16 protein-coding genes and 2 pseudogenes are annotated in these 17,318 nt (G+C 54.5%); 13 read left to right on the forward strand and 5 right to left on the reverse strand.

What is annotated here, in order from left to right; all coding sequences use genetic code 11:
• Positions 1–23: 23 nt before the first annotated feature.
• Positions 24–2,024 (reverse strand): bifunctional tRNA (5-methylaminomethyl-2-thiouridine)(34)-methyltransferase MnmD/FAD-dependent 5-carboxymethylaminomethyl-2-thiouridine(34) oxidoreductase MnmC, encoded by a 2,001-nt coding sequence (mnmC, locus tag NA624_RS17585; protein ID WP_000816076.1) that lies wholly within the window; start codon positions 2,022–2,024, stop codon positions 24–26.
• A gap of 159 nt (positions 2,025–2,183) precedes the next feature.
• Here mnmC and fabB point away from each other — a divergent pair, with 159 nt between their 5' ends.
• A complete protein-coding gene (fabB, locus tag NA624_RS17590; RefSeq protein ID WP_000817159.1) occupies positions 2,184–3,398 on the forward strand; it encodes a beta-ketoacyl-ACP synthase I in 1,215 nt (404 codons plus the stop codon).
• 97 nt (positions 3,399–3,495) lie between these two features.
• Positions 3,496–4,152, forward strand: a complete 657-nt coding sequence (locus tag NA624_RS17595; protein ID WP_001142914.1) for a CPBP family intramembrane glutamic endopeptidase — start codon at positions 3,496–3,498, stop codon at positions 4,150–4,152.
• Between the two features lie 66 nt (positions 4,153–4,218).
• Here NA624_RS17595 and NA624_RS17600 read toward each other — a convergent pair whose 3' ends face one another.
• The 3 genes and pseudogenes from NA624_RS17600 to NA624_RS17610 all read right to left on the reverse strand — a co-directional run.
• A complete protein-coding gene (locus NA624_RS17600; protein WP_000847542.1) occupies positions 4,219–4,737 on the reverse strand; it encodes a YbjP/YqhG family protein in 519 nt (172 codons plus the stop codon).
• Positions 4,737–5,054, reverse strand: a pseudogene (locus NA624_RS17605) (hypothetical protein); the annotation flags it as partial. The gene NA624_RS17600 and the pseudogene NA624_RS17605, both read right to left, overlap by 1 nt.
• Positions 5,000–5,131: pseudogene (locus NA624_RS17610) on the reverse strand (helix-turn-helix domain-containing protein); the annotation flags it as partial. The pseudogenes NA624_RS17605 and NA624_RS17610, both read right to left, overlap by 55 nt.
• Positions 5,132–5,303: 172 nt before the next feature.
• Here NA624_RS17610 and NA624_RS17615 point away from each other — a divergent pair.
• Both NA624_RS17615 and NA624_RS17620 read left to right on the forward strand, forming a co-directional pair.
• Positions 5,304–5,678, forward strand: a complete 375-nt coding sequence (locus NA624_RS17615; protein WP_001051266.1) for a hypothetical protein — start codon at positions 5,304–5,306, stop codon at positions 5,676–5,678.
• 179 nt (positions 5,679–5,857) lie between these two features.
• Positions 5,858–7,036 carry an MFS transporter gene (locus NA624_RS17620; protein ID WP_000127720.1) on the forward strand — a complete coding sequence of 393 codons (1,179 nt, stop codon included), beginning with the start codon at positions 5,858–5,860 and terminating at the stop codon, positions 7,034–7,036.
• Here the strand turns inward: NA624_RS17620 and flk are convergent.
• Positions 7,033–8,034 (reverse strand): flagella biosynthesis regulator Flk, encoded by a 1,002-nt coding sequence (gene flk / locus NA624_RS17625; RefSeq protein WP_000553395.1) that lies wholly within the window; start codon positions 8,032–8,034, stop codon positions 7,033–7,035. The genes NA624_RS17620 and flk overlap by 4 nt on opposite strands.
• A gap of 103 nt (positions 8,035–8,137) precedes the next feature.
• Between flk and pdxB the strand changes: the two genes are divergently transcribed.
• From pdxB to purF, 9 genes are all read left to right on the forward strand, one after another.
• On the forward strand, positions 8,138–9,274 hold the full coding sequence (gene pdxB / locus NA624_RS17630; RefSeq protein WP_000699176.1) for a 4-phosphoerythronate dehydrogenase PdxB: 1,137 nt from the start codon (positions 8,138–8,140) through the stop codon (positions 9,272–9,274).
• A gap of 67 nt (positions 9,275–9,341) precedes the next feature.
• Entirely contained in the window at positions 9,342–10,355 is a 1,014-nt protein-coding gene (locus NA624_RS17635) for an aspartate-semialdehyde dehydrogenase (RefSeq protein ID WP_001289141.1), read from the forward strand.
• Positions 10,355–11,167: a tRNA pseudouridine(38-40) synthase TruA gene (truA, locus tag NA624_RS17640; RefSeq protein ID WP_000016631.1), complete on the forward strand. Its 813-nt coding sequence runs from the start codon at positions 10,355–10,357 to the stop codon at positions 11,165–11,167. The genes NA624_RS17635 and truA overlap by 1 nt, the downstream gene beginning before the upstream one ends.
• A gap of 48 nt (positions 11,168–11,215) precedes the next feature.
• Positions 11,216–11,875, forward strand: a complete 660-nt coding sequence (locus tag NA624_RS17645) for a DedA family protein (protein ID WP_000364317.1) — start codon at positions 11,216–11,218, stop codon at positions 11,873–11,875.
• Positions 11,876–12,024: 149 nt separating this feature from the next.
• On the forward strand, positions 12,025–12,939 hold the full coding sequence (gene accD / locus NA624_RS17650; RefSeq protein ID WP_000118383.1) for an acetyl-CoA carboxylase, carboxyltransferase subunit beta: 915 nt from the start codon (positions 12,025–12,027) through the stop codon (positions 12,937–12,939).
• 67 nt (positions 12,940–13,006) lie between these two features.
• Entirely contained in the window at positions 13,007–14,275 is a 1,269-nt protein-coding gene (folC, locus tag NA624_RS17655) for a bifunctional tetrahydrofolate synthase/dihydrofolate synthase (protein WP_000792286.1), read from the forward strand.
• Positions 14,265–14,939, forward strand: coding sequence for a cell division protein DedD (gene dedD, locus NA624_RS17660; RefSeq protein ID WP_000157032.1), 675 nt, complete (start codon positions 14,265–14,267; stop codon positions 14,937–14,939). Before folC ends, dedD begins: the two co-directional genes overlap by 11 nt.
• Before the next feature lie 310 nt (positions 14,940–15,249).
• Complete coding sequence (gene cvpA / locus NA624_RS17665; protein WP_000262102.1) at positions 15,250–15,738, forward strand: colicin V production protein; 489 nt, start codon at positions 15,250–15,252, stop codon at positions 15,736–15,738.
• Between the two features lie 37 nt (positions 15,739–15,775).
• Positions 15,776–17,293, forward strand: a complete 1,518-nt coding sequence (purF, locus tag NA624_RS17670) for an amidophosphoribosyltransferase (RefSeq protein ID WP_000334205.1) — start codon at positions 15,776–15,778, stop codon at positions 17,291–17,293.
• The last annotated feature ends 25 nt before the right edge of the window (positions 17,294–17,318 follow it).

Consider the following 17,318-nt stretch of genomic DNA (forward strand, 5'->3'; position numbering starts at 1 on the left):
GCCTTCCGCTATTGACTGGCCCATTACTTCACCGCTTTTCCCTTCAATAACTTTCTCACCCATAACCGATTCGGATTTAACGCCGCCAGCGTACTGGCATCCAGTGGAATCGGCTCGTTACTCATCTGCGCCGCCAGAATTTCTGCGCATAATGGCGCTGAGCACAAACCGCGCGATCCCAGCGCGCCGAGCATAAATAAACCCGGATACACAGGTGCAGGCGCCGCCGACGTTTTATTATCGGCTAAATCGGCGTAATGCGTCAGCGTGGCATGGTAATCCGGGACATTGCCCACCATCGGCAGATGGTCGCGGGTGGCGCAACGCACGCCGCAACGGGCGCTGTTGCCGCTAACGTCAACCTCTGTGGCCCAGTTCGCATCCGGAAAACAGTCAAGCAGACGCTGTCGGTTCTGACGCTGATCTTCTTCGCGCCAGACGGTGCTTTCGTCGCCCCGGTGATAGCTGGCACCAATACAGTGCTGCTGATTATGCGGATTTTGCGGCGTCAGATAGCCGTCGTAGCATAACACCTGACGCAACGCCGAGAGAGCGGGGGTGGTGGGAATATGGCTGACCTGCCCCCCGACGGCATACACCGGCAGCGGCTGGGTCTGATCAAAACGGTTAATCTGATGGCCGTTCACCAGGACGACGGTCTCATGGCTGACGGTTTCACCTGACGTAAAGCGCAGTTGCCAGCGCGACTCCTGCGCAACGAGCGACGTGAGCGTATGGCGAAAGCGCGTTTGTAAACCCTGTTCAGTCGCCAGTGCGATGACTGCGCGAGTTAATTGTTCCGGGCACAGCCAGCCGCCTGCCGGATAGGTAATTCCTCCGCAGCGTGTCGTCACGCCAACCGCCTGTTCCGCCTCTTCGGCATTGAGCGCCGAGGCCAGTCCGGCGGGCAGCGCCAGGGACAGCATCTGGGCAATTTTCTGCTGGCTTTTCTCATCCCATCCGAGCTGCGTCACGCCGCACCAGTCATGATCAAAAGAGACGGGCAGGGCATCATACAGGCGACGGGCAAAGGTGAATGCGGTCGGGAAAAAGCGATTAATGGCGGCGTCATGTTTGCTAAGGAGCGGATAAAGCGCGCCCTGTCTATTACCGGAAGCGCCCTGGGCGGGCTGATCATCTGCGCAATAGAGCGTCACCTGCCAGCCGCGACGCAGTAACGCCAGTGATAACAGCGCGCTGGCGATGCCGCCGCCAATGATCGCCGTTTCACGTTTTTCGCTTCCGCTGCGGTAAAACCAGGGCGCGGAAAGGGTCGGCATGAGGTGTTGTTCCATCACTCCGCAAAGCATCTCGCGTTTACGTCCGAAGCCTTTGCGTTTTTGCATGGTAAAACCGGCTTCCTGTAATCCCCGACGAACGAAGCCCGCCGAGGTAAACGTCGCCAGCGTTGCGCCGGGCCGCGCCAGCCGCGCCATCGCGTTAAACAGGTTTGGCGTCCACATATCCGGATTTTTCGCCGGGGCAAAACCGTCGAGGAACCAGGCGTCGACTGTTTGATTCAGCGTGGCGTCCAGTTGGTCGGTCAGTTCATTAATATCGCCAAACCACAAATCCAGCGTCACCCGGCCCCGATCCAGCAATAGGCGGTGGCACCCCGGGAGCGGCAGCGGCCATTGCGCCTGCAGCTGCTCTGCCCAGGGCGCGAGCTCCGGCCAGTATTGGTGCGCCAGCGCCAGATCGTCGCGCGTTAACGGGAATTTCTCAAAACTGATGAAATGTAACCTTTGCAGCGTCGCCTGTGGATGCTCAGAACGAAAGCCGTCAAACGCCTGCCACAGCGTCAGGAAGTTGAGTCCGGTGCCAAAACCGCTTTCCGCGACTATAAATAATGGATGTGAATGTACGGGAAATCGCTCCGCAAGACGATTGCCGCCAAGAAAAACGTAGCGTGTCTCTTCGAGTCCATTGTCATTAGAAAAATAGACATCATCAAAATCTCGGGAAACAGGTGTACCCTCAGCGTTAAATTCGAGTGTGGCGGGTTGTATGGCGTATTGTTTCACGTAAGTTACTCGTCTGACGGGCGGTATCGCGATCTTAACGATGTGTGCCTGATGGCGCAAATTTCCGTACTAAATGGCTGATCGGACTTGTTCGGCGTACAAGTGTACGCTATTGTGCCAATCGAAACTTAAAAATAGTGCGAATTACAGAGGTATTGAATGAAACGTGCAGTGATTACTGGCCTGGGCATCGTTTCCAGCATCGGTAATAACCAGCAGGAAGTCCTGGCATCTCTGCGTGAAGGACGTTCAGGGATCACTTTCTCTCAGGAGCTGAAGGACGCCGGCATGCGTAGCCAGGTATGGGGCAACGTAAAACTGGATACCACTGGCCTCATTGACCGCAAAGTCGTGCGCTTTATGAGCGACGCCTCCATCTATGCTTATCTGTCTATGGAGCAGGCAGTGGCCGACGCCGGTCTGGCGCCGGAAGTCTATCAAAATAACCCGCGTGTCGGCCTGATTGCAGGTTCCGGCGGCGGCTCCCCGAAATTCCAGGTCTTTGGCGCAGACGCCATGCGTAGCCCGCGTGGTCTGAAAGCCGTGGGCCCGTATGTGGTGACGAAAGCAATGGCATCCGGCGTTTCCGCCTGCCTCGCTACGCCGTTTAAAATTTATGGCGTGAACTACTCCATTAGCTCCGCTTGCGCGACCTCCGCACACTGTATCGGCAATGCGGTTGAACAGATCCAACTGGGCAAACAGGACATCGTTTTTGCTGGCGGCGGCGAAGAGCTGTGCTGGGAAATGGCCTGTGAGTTCGATGCGATGGGCGCACTGTCCACCAAATATAACGATACGCCTGAAAAAGCGTCCCGTACCTATGATGCGCACCGTGATGGGTTTGTCATCGCGGGCGGTGGCGGTATGGTTGTTGTCGAAGAGCTGGAACACGCTCTGGCGCGCGGCGCGCATATCTATGCGGAAATCGTCGGTTACGGCGCAACATCCGATGGCGCAGACATGGTTGCTCCGTCTGGTGAAGGCGCAGTACGTTGCATGCAAATGGCGATGCACGGCGTAGACACGCCGATCGACTACCTGAACTCTCACGGTACCTCTACTCCGGTAGGCGACGTGAAAGAACTCGGTGCAATCCGTGAAGTGTTTGGCGATAACAGCCCGGCAATTTCTGCAACCAAAGCGATGACCGGCCACTCGCTGGGTGCCGCAGGCGTGCAGGAAGCTATCTACTCTCTGCTGATGCTGGAGCACGGTTTTATCGCGCCGAGTATCAACATCGAAGAGCTGGATGAGCAGGCCGCGGGTCTGGACATCGTGACCGAAACGACCGAGCGTGAACTGACTACTGTAATGTCTAACAGCTTCGGTTTTGGCGGCACCAACGCCACGCTGGTGATGCGTAAGTTGTAAGCCTGACTATTACGTTGTAGTATCAATAATGAAACAGGTCGCTAATGCGACCTGTTTTTTCATTCAGGGAACAACAAATTATATGGATATTCTATAAATGCCAACTAATACATTAGATAAAATTAGGCATAGTTTGAGTTGTGTGGCTGTTTTATTTGGTTTGCTTGGCATTTTTGTTTTTGCCTCATTTTCGCCTTCCTATGCCTGGCTTTATTTGGGAGGTCTGGCTGCGCCTTTTATATATAGTATTGTTTTTGTCTATGCGATTGCCGCCTGGAGTATTTATTCAAAGTATTATCCGTTTTTATCATTGGGCCGCTTATCATTTGTGGAATGTTTTTTTCCGGCGCTGGCCCTGGTGTGCCTTACCGTTCTCTACAATGCTTTTAGTGGCCCGGAACCCTGGATGGCCGAGTTATCAAGGCAATTTTTTCTTCATAAATTTCTTAACACGCTGGCGATGTGCTTTCTGGCTCCTGTGGCGGAGGAAATTATATTCAGAGGGTTTTTATTAAACAGCAGTATCGGTTGGGGTCGGTACTCGAGAGTTTCCGGTATTATTATTACCTCACTCGCTTTTGCAATTATGCATACACAATATCTCTTTGCGGTGACTTTTGTTTATCTGTTTGTGTTTTCATCGATATTATGCGTTGTTCGAATGAGAAGCCGTGGGCTAATGATACCGATAATACTTCATATTTTAAATAATGCCTGGGTTATTTTCGGCTTACTGTTTTCAGCGACGGAATAAGCGCCTGATGCAAGAGGCGCTTTAACCTCTCCGGTACGAACAAGAGACCGATGGCGGTTCCCTTTTTTAATGCTTCTTATATTCCGGCGCGACTTTCGCTGACCAGGCCTCAGCCTGGGTGATGGCGCCTGCGTCATAAATCGGCTGTTCATAACCCCTGTCAGCATCCCGAACGCGGTAAATTTTCCAGCGTCCCTCTTCCCAACGGGTATAAACTTCCAGGTGGATGGGCGTTGACTCTGTACCCAACAGAACATCCACTTTTTCTCCGCCGAGGAAAGGGTGTGCCTTCCCAACCCGTAACTGTGGAATCCACTCTGGCGCATAGTCCTGCGCATACATAAAATAATCTGCCCCCACAATCTCCTGTTCATAAAGGGACTGTATTAGCGCCAGGCGATGAATAACCTCTTTAGCAACGTAACGTTGCATTAAGGCGGTGGTGTCGTCAGGGGTATTCACATCGTTCGTGAACGTCGTCATCCATGAGGTATAGAACTGCTTCACGGCCTGCGTACTGTCGTGATGAGGCGCAGAGCAACTACAAAGCAACAGGATAAGCGCGACAAGGGAGAACGTTTTCATTAATTCTTCCTGTAGATGGTATATGAGGGCCTGGCTGCCCGGTAGCCCGGGCCGGCCCACATATCGCGTTGTTTAAAATCTGAATACCACTCTGCGCCATCGTATATCGCCATGTGACCGCTCGGGTTTCCGCCAGCGTAAGGTTGAATAATAATGACGTCACCCTCGCGCGGCATTTCATAGGTACCAATAGCGGTGAATCCGGCGCTTCTTAACATTGGGCCATAATCTTTCGCATGATATGTATGCCCCAGCGTGATACCGCCCGCCTGAATTGCCTTTCGGGTAAATTCCGCACACCAGCCTGACGAGAAAGATCTCTGAGCGTAATACCTCTTTTTTCAAGTGCACTTTTAATATCTGCACGATGCCAGTCCTGGCTTTTTGGTTCCATTCTGTAATCCTAAGAAGATGTGTTATCGGCACCGATATTTTTAAGGTAAAAATTAGCGTGATAAAAAGAAAGTTACTTTCTTTTTCACTCTGAGAATAGTGCCAGAAAGAAAGCAAAATTTCGCGAAAAAGAAGAAATATTTTTATTTCATCAGGGGAAAGGAAAGAAACCGATGGCAAAGGAATGGTTCACGGTTAAGGAATGTCTTGGCTTACCGGGGTTTCCGGGAAGCGAGCCTGCGGTTCGCGAACGTTTGTATAAGTACAGCGAAGGGAAAGAGGGGGTCAGGCGTAAGCGTGTTAAATCAAAGGCCGAGGAGTTTCATATATCTGTTTTCCCTCTTTATGTTCATCGTTATCTGGACGACAGCGGAGAGGAACCGACGCCAGAACCCATTTCCTTACAGGAAGCGGAGCCTGAAGATATCTGGGAGATGATGTTCAGGTTACTGACGCCAGAACAGCGCAAGCAGGTGACCGGACGCTTTAAGGTGAGAGGAATGAAAGCGGTCTTTCCCTTTCTGTTTGATGACACGCCGCCACGTTGATAGCCTGGCTGCAATTTCAAGGTTGACAAGTTTCGCGTCTCACAGGCAGACTTCACTTTCTACATTATCCTTCCGATAATGCGTAAGTGTTTAACGTTATCCAACGCACCTTAATCCTGACGTTCAGGTAGAGGGGGGCGTGGCCTTTCCCCGCCTTACTCTGCATTCTGGAGTAATGCATGACAGCAGTTAGCCAAAAAACAACGACCCCGTCTGCGAATTTTTCGCTGTTCCGCATCGCCTTTGCGGTTTTCCTGACCTATATGACGGTCGGCCTGCCGTTACCCGTCATCCCGCTTTTTGTCCATCACGAACTGGGCTATAGCAATACGATGGTTGGGATCGCCGTGGGCATTCAGTTTTTTGCGACGGTACTGACGCGCGGCTATGCCGGACGGCTGGCGGATCAATATGGCGCTAAACGATCGGCGTTACAGGGGATGTTTGCCTGCGGGCTGGCGGGCGCCGCCTGGCTCCTGGCCGCGCTGTTGCCAGTTTCCGCGCCGATAAAATTCGCGCTGCTTATTGTCGGGCGTTTGATCCTCGGATTTGGCGAAAGCCAGCTGCTGACCGGAACCCTGACCTGGGGACTGGGGCTGGTTGGCCCAACGCGTTCCGGTAAGGTGATGTCGTGGAACGGAATGGCGATTTACGGCGCGCTGGCGGCCGGTGCGCCGTTGGGCTTGCTGATCCATAGCCACTTTGGCTTCGCGGCGCTGGCGGGGACGACGATGGTTTTACCGCTGCTGGCCTGGGCATTCAACGGCACCGTGCGTAAAGTGCCTGCGTATACGGGGGAGCGACCTTCACTGTGGAGCGTGGTCGGGCTTATCTGGAAACCGGGCCTGGGCCTGGCATTGCAGGGCGTGGGCTTTGCCGTCATCGGTACGTTTATTTCACTTTATTTTGTCAGCAATGGCTGGACGATGGCGGGATTCACCCTGACCGCGTTTGGCGGTGCGTTTGTACTGATGCGCATATTGTTCGGTTGGATGCCGGACCGCTTTGGCGGCGTGAAGGTCGCCGTTGTCTCATTGCTGGTTGAGACGGCAGGACTGCTGCTCTTGTGGCTGGCGCCGACGGCCTGGATAGCGCTGGTAGGCGCGGCGCTCACCGGGGCTGGGTGTTCACTGATTTTCCCGGCGCTGGGCGTGGAGGTTGTGAAACGCGTACCTGCACAGGTACGCGGTACGGCGCTCGGCGGCTACGCCGCGTTTCAGGATATCTCCTACGGCGTTACCGGCCCGCTGGCGGGCATGCTGGCCACGTCATGCGGCTATCCTTCCGTATTTCTCGCGGGAGCGATCTCCGCAGTGGTTGGCATCCTGGTGACGATATTATCGTTCCGGCGTGGTTAAGAAACCAGCCAGAAAAGCGCCAGTACAATTATTAGCGCGATAAACAACAGGCCTGGTCGCGCAGACAGATTTTTCACGGTTTCAATCATCGGCGCGAACGGACGGTAGATGGGTTGAATAGAGAGCGGTTCCAGCTCATCCGCCTCCCGCTCTACGCGACGCAGGAAAATATGGTTAAGTAAGTCCTGCACCTGGGCGGTGGTCAACACCGTTTGCGGCTGAATTTGATAAGTGTGTTGGGCATACTCTTTGATCGCTGTGAGCTCGTCCGGCTCAAGCGGTTGTTTTAACGCAGCCTGCAGCGTATGTAGCGTAGGCGCGTGTTGTAGTGACAGCGTCTGCCGCGCCTGTAGCCATGTCGCCAGATGAGTAAACTGTTTTGCCGGAATGAGCTCGCCGCTTTTCACGCCGGAGAGTTCCAGCATTGATTGCCAGATAAGTTTGTTTGACTCGCCGGTCGCGGCTGCCAGCTTCGTCACCAACTGATTCAACGTATTATGTTCAGCAGGCAATAATGGCCGATCCGTTGCCGGACGTTGCTGCGGCTGCGGAATGGAAAGCTGCCCCTGTTGCAGGAGCGTCAGCACGTTTTTGAGTTGATCGGGCGTAAGCTGGCTAAGCGCGGTTTGACCGTATTGCTGACGGATAAAATCGCTGACGGCCTGACGATTATTCCCGACGCCAAGCAGCTCTGTTAGCTGTGAAAGTACCTGACGATTGGCGTGATTTTGCTGCGCTACGCCCAGACGCTGGGTAAGATTCTGTTCAGCGGCGGGGAAGTGGCGCGACAGTAGCGGCGCGTCATTTTTTATCCCCAGATCGTGTTTCATTCCGGCCCATACTTCCGCGCTTTGCTGCTGGGTCAGTGAAATCAGGCGCGTGATCAGCCTTTCCAGTACCGTACGCTGTTGCATGGAAAGCGGCTGCTCGCTCGCAGCGGAAAGAGGATTACGCCCTTCGCCTGGAGGCTGTGCAGGGGCGCCGGAGATGGGATGCATAATTAATTATCCTTTAACCATAAATCTGAGCAATATATGCCTGGCGGCCAGATTATGGCACACTTGTCCGGTTAACTCTCGTTCTCAAACAGGTACGACAGTCGTGAAAATTCTCGTTGATGAAAATATGCCTTACGCCCGCGAATTATTTAGCCGCCTGGGTGAGGTAAAGGCAGTGCCGGGTCGCCCGATCCCCGTTGAAGAATTGAACCATGCCGATGCGTTAATGGTGCGTTCGGTCACGAAAGTGAATGAATCGCTGCTGAGCGGCACGCCGATTAACTTCGTTGGTACTGCTACGGCAGGCACCGATCATGTGGATGAGGCATGGCTGAAGCAGGCGGGCATCGGTTTTTCAGCCGCGCCCGGCTGTAATGCTATCGCCGTGGTGGAGTATGTGTTTTCCGCGCTGTTGATGCTGGCCGAACGTGACGGCTTTTCGTTACGCGATCGCACTATAGGGATTGTCGGCGTGGGTAACGTCGGAAGCCGGCTACAGACCAGGCTTGAAGCGTTGGGTATCCGCACGTTGCTGTGCGATCCGCCACGCGCCGCACGCGGGGACGAGGGTGATTTTCGTACGCTGGATGAGCTGGTGCAGGAAGCGGATGTCCTGACTTTCCATACGCCGCTTTATAAAGACGGACCGTACAAAACGCTGCATCTGGCCGATGAGACGCTGATCCGTCGACTGAAACCCGGCGCCATTCTCATTAACGCCTGCCGCGGTCCGGTGGTGGATAACGCCGCGTTGTTGGCGCGACTTAATGCCGGGCAGCCGCTGAGCGTGGTGCTTGATGTGTGGGAGGGCGAACCGGATCTTAACGTCGCGCTACTGGAAGCCGTGGATATCGGCACGTCGCATATTGCCGGCTATACGCTGGAAGGCAAAGCGCGCGGCACCACCCAGGTCTTTGAGGCGTATAGCGCGTTTATCGGTCGCGAGCAGCATGTCGCGCTGGAGACATTACTGCCTGCGCCTGAGTTTGGTCGTATTACGCTTCACGGCCCGCTGGATCAACCGACGCTGAAAAGACTGGCGCATTTGGTGTATGATGTGCGCCGCGACGATGCGCCACTGCGTAAAGTCGCTGGAATTCCGGGTGAATTTGATAAATTGCGTAAAAATTATCTTGAGCGCCGTGAATGGTCGTCTTTATACGTGATGTGTGACGACGAAACGGCAGCCGCCTTGCTGTGTAAGCTAGGTTTTAACGCTGTTCATCACCCGGCACATTAATGTCTTCTTAATGCTCCCTGTCGAATAATGCGACAGGGACGCTTATGTATTTCTGGAGTAAATCACCATGTCTGAAGGCTGGAACATTGCCATTCTGGGCGCAACGGGCGCCGTAGGCGAAGCCCTGCTTGAAACACTGGCTGAACGCCAGTTCCCGGTCGGTGAAATTTATGCGTTGGCGCGTCATGAAAGCGCGGGCGAGCACCTCCGTTTTGGTGGCAAGTCGGTCATTGTCCAGGATGCGGCGGACTTTGACTGGACGCAGGCGCAGTTGGCGTTTTTCGTTGCCGGCGCAGAGGCATCGGCTGCCTGGATAGACGACGCGACCAATGCAGGTTGCCTGGTGATAGATTCCAGCGGTCTGTTCGCGCTGGAGCCTGATGTGCCGCTGGTCGTGCCGGAAGTTAACCCGTATGTACTGGCGGATTACCGTAACCGTAACGTGATTGCGGTCGCCGATAGTCTGACCAGTCAACTGCTGGCGGCGCTCAAGCCGTTAATCGATCAGGGGGGACTGTCGCGCATCGCCGTCACCAGTATGTTATCAGCGTCCGCACAGGGGAAAAAAGCGGTCGATGCGCTGGCCGGACAGAGTGCGAAGCTGCTTAACGGCATACCGATTGATGAAGATGATTTCTTTGGCCGCCAGTTGGCGTTCAATATGCTGCCGCTGCTGCCGGATCGTGAAGGCAGCGTGCGCCAGGAACGTCGTATCGTCGATGAAGTGCGTAAAATTTTGCAGGACGATGGCGTGATGATCTCCGCCAGTGTCGTGCAGTCGCCGGTGTTCTATGGCCATGCGCAGATGGTGAGCTTTGAAGCGCTCCGTCCGCTGGCGGCGGAAGAGGCGCGCGAGGCGTTTTCCCGCGGTGAAGATATCGTACTGTCAGAAGAGACGGATTACCCGACGCAGGTGGGCGACGCTTCCGGCAATCCACAGCTTTCTATTGGCTGTGTGCATAATGATTACGGTATGCCGGAACAAATTCAGTTCTGGTCAGTGGCGGACAACGTGCGTTTCGGCGGCGCGCTGATGGCCGTTAAAATTGCGGAGAAGCTGGTGCAGGAGTATCTGTACTGATGTCCGGACAGCAATCATCGCCGGTCTATAAAATTGCGCTGGGTATTGAGTACGACGGCAGCAAGTATTATGGCTGGCAGCGTCAGAATGAAGTGCGCAGCGTGCAGGAAAAGCTGGAAAAAGCGCTCTCGCAGGTGGCAAATGAACCTATTAACGTGTTCTGCGCCGGGCGTACCGATGCCGGCGTTCACGGCACCGGGCAGGTTGTCCATTTCGAAACGACCGCATTGCGCAAAGATGCGGCATGGACGCTGGGGGTAAATGCGAATTTGCCTGGTGACATTGCCGTGCGCTGGGTGAAAACTGTACCGGATGATTTTCACGCGCGATTTAGCGCTACGGCTCGCCGTTATCGCTATATCATCTACAATCATCGACTGCGTCCTGCGGTGTTAGCAAAAGGCGTGACGCATTACTATGAGCCGCTGGATGCAGAGCGGATGCATCGCGCGGCGCAGTGTCTGCTTGGTGAAAATGATTTTACCTCGTTTCGCGCGGTGCAGTGCCAGTCGCGCACGCCGTGGCGTAATGTGATGCACATCAACGTTACCCGCCACGGCCCTTATGTGGTGGTCGATATCAAAGCGAATGCCTTTGTTCATCATATGGTCAGGAATATTGTCGGCAGCCTGCTGGAAGTAGGCGCTCACAACCAGCCGGAGAGCTGGATCGCAGAGCTGTTAGCGGCCAGGGACAGAACGCTGGCGGCGGCAACGGCGAAGGCGGAAGGGCTATATTTGGTTGCGGTGGATTACCCTGACCGGTTTGACCTTCCAAAACCACCAATGGGCCCGCTATTTCTGGCGGACTAATCCGAATCGCACACCCGAAACGTGTCGGGTAGAAAGGCAAAGACAAATATGGACCTGATCTACTTTATTATTGATTTTATTCTGCACATCGATGTGCATCTGGCGGAGCTGGTCGCGGAGTACGGCGTCTGGGTGTACGCTATTTTGTTTTTGATTCTGTTTTGTGAAACCGGCCTGGTCGTCACGCCGTTTCTGCCGGGCGACTCGCTGCTGTTTGTCGCCGGGGCGCTGGCTTCGCTGGAAACCAACGATCTCAATGTGCATGTCATGGTGGCGTTAATGCTGATCGCCGCAATTGTTGGCGATGCGGTAAATTACACGATTGGTCGACTGTTCGGCGAAAAACTGTTCAGTAATCCGAATTCGAAAATTTTCCGCCGCAGTTACCTGGATAAAACCCACCAGTTTTATGAAAAACACGGCGGTAAAACTATCATTCTCGCTCGCTTCGTGCCGATCGTCAGAACCTTTGCGCCGTTTGTGGCAGGGATGGGGCACATGTCCTATCGGCATTTTGCCGCTTATAACGTCATCGGCGCGCTGCTGTGGGTGCTGCTCTTTACCTACGCCGGTTATTTCTTCGGTACGATACCGTTGATTCAGGATAACCTTAAGCTGCTGATTGTGGGGATTATCGTGGTTTCGATATTACCTGGCGTCATCGAGATTATTCGGCATAAGCGCGCTGCGTCGCGTGCCGCAAAATAGAAAGTAACTCAGCGGTTCGACCACTTTTTTATCCAAAGTTTCGGGCTGTTATGTTTTAATGTGCAACATTCATGGTCTGTTGGGGGCAAAAATGGCATTATGCGCCCCTTATAATAAAGCTGACTAAGGTTCAGGCAGAAAGGTCACCAATGAGCTGGATTGAACGAATTAAAAGCAACATTACTCCCACCCGCAAGGCAAGCATTCCTGAAGGGGTGTGGACCAAGTGTGATAGCTGCGGTCAGGTTTTATACCGCGCTGAGCTGGAACGTAATCTTGAGGTCTGTCCTAAGTGTGACCATCATATGCGCATGTCGGCGCGCAATCGCCTGCATAGCCTGTTAGATGAAGGTTCCCTTGTGGAGTTGGGTAGCGAGCTGGAGCCGAAAGACGTGCTCAAGTTCCGCGACTCCAAAAAATATAAAGACAGACTGGCGTCCGCGCAGAAAGAAACCGGCGAGAAAGACGCGCTGGTGGTCATGAAAGGGACGCTTCACGGTATGCCGGTTGTCGCCGCCGCGTTTGAATTCGCGTTCATGGGCGGCTCAATGGGGTCTGTCGTTGGCGCACGCTTCGTTCGCGCCGTTGAACAGGCGCTGGAAGATAACTGTCCGTTAGTGTGTTTCTCTGCTTCCGGCGGCGCGCGTATGCAAGAAGCGCTGATGTCTCTGATGCAGATGGCGAAAACCTCTGCTGCGCTGGCGAAAATGCAGGAACGTGGTCTGCCCTACATCTCGGTATTGACCGATCCGACAATGGGCGGCGTTTCCGCCAGTTTTGCGATGCTGGGCGATCTCAACATCGCCGAGCCAAAAGCCCTGATTGGCTTCGCCGGCCCGCGCGTTATCGAACAGACCGTTCGCGAAAAACTGCCGCCAGGATTCCAGCGCAGTGAGTTCCTGATCGAAAAAGGCGCTATTGATATGATAGTCCGCCGCCCGGAAATGCGCCTGAAGCTGGCGAGCATTCTGGCGAAGCTGATGAATCTGCCCGCGCCGAACCCGGACGCCCCGCGTGAAGGCGTGGTGGTGCCTCCGGCGCCGGATCAGGAGTCTGAGGCCTGATAACTGAAAAGGGCAGGGCCGCAGGCTCTGCCCTTTTGCTTTTCACCGTAAAGAAGCAGCGGAATCAATGAAAAACAAATCTATACCTCAAGCTGCGTCGCCCCTGGCCTCGTGGCTTTCTTATCTGGAAAACCTGCACAGCAAGAGTATCGATTTAGGCCTTGAGCGCGTAAGCCAGGTGGCAGCGCGTCTGGACATCCTCAAGCCTGCGCCGTTCGTTTTTACCGTTGCGGGAACCAACGGCAAAGGTACGACCTGTCGCACGCTGGAGTCGGTGTTAATCGCGGCGGGATACCGTGTGGGCGTCTATAGTTCGCCTCATCTGGTACGTTACACCGAGCGCGTGCGCGTGCAGGGGAAAGAATTAGCGGAATCCGCGCATACCGCGTCCTTTGCGGAAATAGAAACGGCGCGCGGCGATATTTCATTGACCTATTTTGAATATGGTACGTTGTCGGCATTGTGGCTGTTTAAACAGGCTAACCTTGACGTGGTGATTCTGGAGGTCGGGTTGGGCGGGCGCCTGGACGCCACGAACATTGTGGATGCCGATGTAGCGGTAATTACCAGCATCGCGCTTGACCATACTGACTGGCTGGGGCCGGATCGCGAAAGTATCGGCCGCGAGAAAGCCGGGATTTTTCGTGCGGAAAAACCCGCTATCGTCGGCGAACCGGAAATGCCGGCAACCATCGCGGATGTCGCGCAGGAGACCGGCGCGCTGTTGCTGCGTCGCGGCGTTGACTGGCGTTATGAGGTGACAGCGACCCAGTGGGCGTTTACCGATGGCGACGGCACGCTTGCCGGACTGCCGTTGCCGCAGGTTCCCCAGCCGAATGCCGCCACCGCTCTGGCCGCGCTGCGCGCCAGCGGGTTGAACATTGACGAACAGGCGATTCGCGACGGTATTGCGCAGGCTACCTTGCCGGGACGTTTTCAAATCGTGAGTGAGTCGCCGCGCGTTATCTTTGATGTCGCCCATAATCCCCACGCGGCGGAATACCTGACGGGTCGTCTGAAAATGTTGCCGAAACGCGGGCGCGTGCTTGCGGTGATTGGTATGCTGCATGATAAAGATATCGCCGGCACGTTAGCCTGGTTGAAAAGCGTGGTTGACGACTGGTATTGTGCTCCGTTAGAGGGGCCGCGCGGCGCGACGGCGGAACAACTTCTGGAACATCTGGGGAAAGGGAATGTCTATGATAGCGTCGCGCAGGCATGGCAGGCCGCTATCGACGCGGCGCAGCCAGAAGATACCGTGCTGGTGTGCGGATCGTTCCACACCGTCGCACATGTTATGGAAGTGATAGACGCGGGGAGAATCGGTGGCGAGTAAGTTTCAGAATCGTTTAGTCGGCACGATTGTGTTAGTCGCGCTGGGGGTTATTGTGCTTCCCGGTCTGCTGGACGGACAGAAAAAGCATTATCAGGATGAATTTGCTGCGATTCCACTGGTACCGAAGCCTGGCGACCGCGATGAGCCGGATATGATGCCTGCCGCAACGCAGGCGCTGCCGACACAGCCGCCGGAAGGGGCGGCTGAAGAGGTGCGGGCGGGAGATGCGGCAGCGCCATCGCTGGACCCGTCGCGCATGGCGTCTAACAATGTCGAGCTTGATCCGATACCGGCGGAGACGCCTAAACCGAAGCCGGTTGAAAAACCGAAGCCGCAGCCTAAACCGCAACAGCCGGTTGTCGTCGCTTCCACGCCGACGCCCGCGCCGAAACCGGCCGCCGACGATAAACCTGCGCCGACCGGCAAAGCTTATGTCGTACAGTTGGGCGCGCTGAAAAACGCGGATAAAGTCAACGAGATAGTCGGCAAGCTTCGTTCCGCCGGGTTCCGGGTTTATACTTCCCCCTCAACGCCGGTACAGGGTAAAATAACCCGTATTCTCGTCGGGCCGGATGCGTCGAAAGATAAGATGAAAGGATCGCTTGGCGAGCTCAAGCAGATTTCCGGGTTAAGCGGCGTGGTGATGGGATATAGCCCGAACTAAGGCGCGTTTTGCCTGAGCGCGCAGCGCTAAAGCCTACGGTGTTCATCTGGTAATAGCCGAAGTTCTGTAGGCTGGATAAGGCGTTTACGCCGCCATCCGGCAGAAGGAATAAACCTGGTATCCTGCGCTTATCAGGCCGATGGCAGCTCTTCTGGTCGTGCCCGAAGAGATAAAAAGTGTGATGGCGTTGAATATTTTTTCAGCGCCATTTTTATTTACGCGTGGGAAGGAAATCCCTACGCAAACGTTTTCTTTTTCTGTTAGAATGCGCCCCGAACAGGACGACAGGGCGTAAAATCGTGGGACATCTATGGTCTGGATTGATTACGCCATTATCGCGGTGATTGCTTTTTCCTGTCTGGTTAGCCTGATCCGCGGCTTTGTTCGTGAAGCGTTATCGCTGGTGACGTGGGGTTGTGCTTTCTTTGTCGCCAGTCACTACTACACTTACCTGTCTGTCTGGTTTACGGGCTTTGAAGACGAACTGGTTCGTAATGGGATTGCTATCGCGGTACTGTTTATCGCGACGCTTATCGTCGGCGCTATCGTGAATTTTGTGATAGGTCAGCTAGTAGAAAAGACCGGCCTGTCGGGAACTGACCGGGTGTTGGGGATCTGTTTCGGCGCACTGCGAGGCGCGCTGATTGTCGCCGCCATTCTGTTCTTCCTTGATACCTTTACCGGCTTGTCGAAAAGCGAAGACTGGAGCAAATCGCAGCTCATCCCGCAGTTCAGCTTCATCATCAGATGGTTCTTTGACTATCTGCAAAGCTCGTCGAGTTTCTTGCCCAGGACGTAACAGGTTCTGAGATGTGGCTTAACGAGGAAAATGACGTATGTGCGGTATTGTCGGTATCGCCGGTGTTATGCCGGTCAACCAGTCGATTTATGACGCGTTAACAGTGCTCCAGCATCGTGGTCAGGATGCTGCCGGTATCATCACCATTGATGCGAATAACTGCTTCCGCTTGCGTAAGGCAAACGGGCTGGTGAACGATATTTTTGAAGCTCGCCACATGCAGCGTTTGCAGGGCAACATGGGGATTGGCCATGTACGCTACCCTACCGCAGGCAGCTCCAGCGCTTCGGAAGCGCAACCTTTTTACGTTAACTCGCCGTATGGCATCACGTTGGCCCATAATGGCAACCTGACTAACGCGCATGAGCTACGTAAAAAGCTGTTTGAAGAAAAGCGCCGTCATATCAACACCACCTCCGATTCCGAAATCCTGCTCAATATTTTCGCCAGCGAGCTCGACAACTTCCGTCACTATCCGCTGGAAGCCGACAATATTTTTGCCGCGATTGCCGCGACTAACCGTCAAATCCGCGGCGCCTATGCCTGCGTAGCGATGATTATCGGCCACGGCATGGTGGCTTTTCGCGATCCGCACGGCATTCGCCCGTTAGTGCTGGGCAAGCGTGACGTTGGCGATGGTCGTACGGAGTATATGGTCGCTTCTGAAAGCGTGGCGCTGGATACGCTGGGCTTTGAATTCCTGCGCGATGTTGCGCCAGGCGAAGCTATCTATATTACCGAAAAGGGGCAACTGTTCACGCGCCAGTGCGCGGATAATCCGGTCAGTAACCCCTGTCTGTTCGAGTACGTTTATTTTGCTCGCCCGGACTCCTTTATCGACAAAATCTCCGTCTACAGCGCTCGTGTGAATATGGGCACCAAACTTGGCGAAAAAATCGCTCGTGAATGGGAAGATCTGGACATCGACGTCGTGATCCCTATCCCGGAAACCTCCTGCGATATCGCACTGGAAATTGCCCGTATTCTCGGCAAGCCGTACCGCCAGGGATTTGTCAAAAATCGTTACGTGGGACGTACCTTTATCATGCCGGGCCAACAGCTACGCCGTAAATCCGTGCGCCGTAAGCTCAATGCTAATCGCGCGGAATTCCGCGATAAGAACGTCCTGCTGGTGGATGATTCCATCGTGCGTGGCACCACATCAGAGCAGATCATCGAGATGGCCCGGGAAGCCGGCGCGAAGAAGGTTTATCTGGCGTCCGCCGCGCCGGAAATTCGTTTCCCCAACGTCTATGGCATTGATATGCCGACCGCCAATGAGCTGATCGCGCATGGTCGCGAGGTGGATGAGATTCGTCAGATCATCGGCGCAGACGGGCTTATCTTCCAGGATCTGAACGATCTGATCGAAGCCGTACGCGCGGAAAACCCGGATATCCAGCAGTTTGAATGTTCGGTATTTAACGGGGTATATGTCACCAAAGACGTAGACCAGCAATACCTCGACTTCCTGGATTCATTACGTAATGACGACGCCAAAGCGGTGCTGTTCCAGAACGAAATGGAAAACCTGGAAATGCATAACGAAGGCTAATGGCTTTGCCAGCGGCGCAATGCCG

It is taken from the genome of Salmonella sp. NW38 (assembly GCF_051807745.1).
GTDB classification, from domain to species: Bacteria; Pseudomonadota; Gammaproteobacteria; order Enterobacterales; family Enterobacteriaceae; genus Salmonella; species Salmonella enterica.

Excerpts from the sequence above, each read along its gene's own strand:
- fabB (WP_000817159.1), top strand. The coding sequence starts at position 2,184 with ATGAAACGTGCAGTGATTACTGGCCTGGGCATCGTTTCCAGCATCGGT.
- NA624_RS17595 (WP_001142914.1), top strand. The coding sequence starts at position 3,496 with ATGCCAACTAATACATTAGATAAAATTAGGCATAGTTTGAGTTGTGTG.
- NA624_RS17600 (WP_000847542.1), bottom strand. The coding sequence starts at position 4,737 with ATGAAAACGTTCTCCCTTGTCGCGCTTATCCTGTTGCTTTGTAGTTGC.
- NA624_RS17615 (WP_001051266.1), top strand. The coding sequence starts at position 5,304 with ATGGCAAAGGAATGGTTCACGGTTAAGGAATGTCTTGGCTTACCGGGG.
- NA624_RS17620 (WP_000127720.1), top strand. The coding sequence starts at position 5,858 with ATGACAGCAGTTAGCCAAAAAACAACGACCCCGTCTGCGAATTTTTCG.
- flk (WP_000553395.1), bottom strand. The coding sequence starts at position 8,034 with ATGCATCCCATCTCCGGCGCCCCTGCACAGCCTCCAGGCGAAGGGCGT.
- NA624_RS17635 (WP_001289141.1), top strand. The coding sequence starts at position 9,342 with ATGTCTGAAGGCTGGAACATTGCCATTCTGGGCGCAACGGGCGCCGTA.
- truA (WP_000016631.1), top strand. The coding sequence starts at position 10,355 with ATGTCCGGACAGCAATCATCGCCGGTCTATAAAATTGCGCTGGGTATT.
- NA624_RS17645 (WP_000364317.1), top strand. The coding sequence starts at position 11,216 with ATGGACCTGATCTACTTTATTATTGATTTTATTCTGCACATCGATGTG.
- accD (WP_000118383.1), top strand. The coding sequence starts at position 12,025 with ATGAGCTGGATTGAACGAATTAAAAGCAACATTACTCCCACCCGCAAG.
- folC (WP_000792286.1), top strand. The coding sequence starts at position 13,007 with ATGAAAAACAAATCTATACCTCAAGCTGCGTCGCCCCTGGCCTCGTGG.
- cvpA (WP_000262102.1), top strand. The coding sequence starts at position 15,250 with ATGGTCTGGATTGATTACGCCATTATCGCGGTGATTGCTTTTTCCTGT.
- purF (WP_000334205.1), top strand. The coding sequence starts at position 15,776 with ATGTGCGGTATTGTCGGTATCGCCGGTGTTATGCCGGTCAACCAGTCG.